The 1,907-nt window shown below is 45.8% G+C and carries 2 protein-coding genes and 1 pseudogene; all 3 read right to left on the bottom strand.

Annotation, left to right across the window (positions count from 1 at the left end):
• On the bottom strand, positions 1 to 185 hold a 185-nt coding region (locus BG32_RS07595), incomplete at its 3' end, for a sugar phosphate nucleotidyltransferase (RefSeq protein WP_259459599.1).
• A gap of 13 nt (positions 186 to 198) precedes the next feature.
• The gene (gene glgD, locus BG32_RS07590; RefSeq protein ID WP_006486752.1) at positions 199 to 1,326 is read right to left on the bottom strand and encodes a glucose-1-phosphate adenylyltransferase subunit GlgD; all 1,128 of its coding nucleotides are present in this window, start codon (positions 1,324 to 1,326) and stop codon (positions 199 to 201) included.
• A gap of 59 nt (positions 1,327 to 1,385) precedes the next feature.
• A pseudogene (locus BG32_RS07585) lies at positions 1,386 to 1,907 on the bottom strand (hypothetical protein); the annotation flags it as partial.

Genomic DNA, 1,907 nt, shown 5'->3' with positions numbered 1-1,907 from the left:
GGCCTGTACTGAGTAAGAACACCGACTGCCGTGATACCGGAGTTGACGCAGTTGCTCAAAGAAAAGTCAATGATTCTGTACTTCCCGCCGAAAGGCACTGCCGGTTTTGCAACCTCATCAGTGAGCAAACCGAGTCTCGTCCCCTGTCCGCCGGCTAATATCAATGCAACAACCTTCTTGGCCATACAATCACCCCGCCTAAATTACGCCGTGTTTTTCGATCACAGTGGGATCTTCGGCTTCACCGACAAAACTTCTTCCCAGCCTCACGGTGCAGTACTTGTCCATAATGACGTTCTCTATATAAGCTCCCTCTTCAACCAAGCAACCCTCAAGAAGAACTGAATTCTTCACAGTTGCGCCCGCCATCACTCTCGTATCTCTGAATAAGACTGAATCCTCTATTCTTCCACCTATTACGCATCCATCGGCAATCACAGAGTTATTCATATATGCAGTTCCGGTGATCTTTGGAGGTGGAAGATCCTTCAATTTGGTGAAGACTCTGCCGTTTTCGTAGAAGAGCTCCCTCCTTATTTCAGGATTAAGTATGTCGAGGTTCGTTCTGAAATAGCACTTTTTACTCAGCTTAATATCCCGCCAATACCCATTGTACCTGTATTCTCTAACATTCAATGAAGAAAGATTCGGAGAAATTATCCCTTTCACAAGCTCATTTTCACCATTGGGGACCGCAGAATAGAGCAGTTCTCTCAATAAAAACTTGTTAATGAAATATATGTCAAGCGCAACACAGTCGCCTTCTTGCGGGTTTTCCGCAATCTTTTCCTTTTCGATCCACTTGACAACTCTTCCGTTTCTACAGACCACTCGGTCCATTCCTTCCATACCGCATTCGCCTTCTTTGTTGCCTGTCAAAACGGTTATATCGGCAGCCGTGTCAAGATGGTATCTGAAGATCTTTGCTAGATCAGTCTTGAAGATGTGATCTCCTGAGCCGATCAGCACCGAGTCCTCATTGCCTCTTCTAAGAATGTTTATGTTCTGGAAGAGAGCGTCTGCAGTTCCCTTGTATCCCATGGAAGGATTGTCCGGAGAGTAATAAGGCTGCAGTATGAAAAGTCCTCCCTGTTTTCTATCTAGGTCCCATTCCTTTCCCGAACCTATATGGTCCATCAGGCTTCTCGGACTGTACTGCGTGATTATCCCAACCTTTGATATCCCAGCGTTGACCATATTGCTGAGCGTGAAATCAATGGATCTGTACTTTCCGTAAACTGGCAGTGCAGCGCTGGCCCTAACCTGAGTAAGAGGAGTCAAGTACTCACCCCGCCCGCCTGCTAGAATTATGCCGAGAACTTTCATATGATCACCGTATTCCAGATCTGGATACGGCCTCCCTCCCTTCTGTACGAATTTGTCATTCAGTATTCCATTAGTGGCAGGTTTGTCATAAGAGAGACCCGTGGCAAAGAGAAGTCGCCCACTCCATCAAGATAATTTTGCAAAAAATGAACGGCGTTGTCAAAGGCCTCTTTGTACAATTCATGGAACGTCTTCTTGCTTTCCCAACCGGCAAAACTGTGGAACCAGGGCTTCATTGCAAGATTCAAAGGATCGGGATGTGTATCTTCAAAGAAGGCCTCTTCAGGAGAACCCTCTCTTATGCTAAATCGTTTCAGAATCAAGGCCAATCTTGACCTTCCGTAAAGACCTTCAAAATAGTTATTCATCGACTCTACTGCCCTTTGAAAAGAATAGCCCTTTAGTCCATAGAACTCGAGCGATATATCACGGTACAGGTCTTCAAGCGCTGCAGGAAGGGATCCAGAGAATTCCGCCTTTGGATCGAGATCGAGAATGTCAGCCTCAATTCTATCTTTAAGAATGACCTTATCAATCATTGTCTCAAGCTGACGATATTTGTAGCCGTTTCCCGCTCGTGC

It is taken from the genome of Mesotoga sp. HF07.pep.5.2.highcov (genome assembly GCF_003666285.1).
Lineage (GTDB): Bacteria > Thermotogota > Thermotogae > Petrotogales > Kosmotogaceae > Mesotoga > Mesotoga prima.
The sequence above is the reverse complement of the archived record's forward strand: the minus strand, read 5'-3'. Positions and strand labels throughout refer to the sequence as shown.

Bases quoted from the DNA above. Each gene is read 5' to 3' on its own strand.
- glgD (WP_006486752.1), bottom strand. From the start codon at position 1,326: ATGAAAGTTCTCGGCATAATTCTAGCAGGCGGGCGGGGTGAGTACTTG.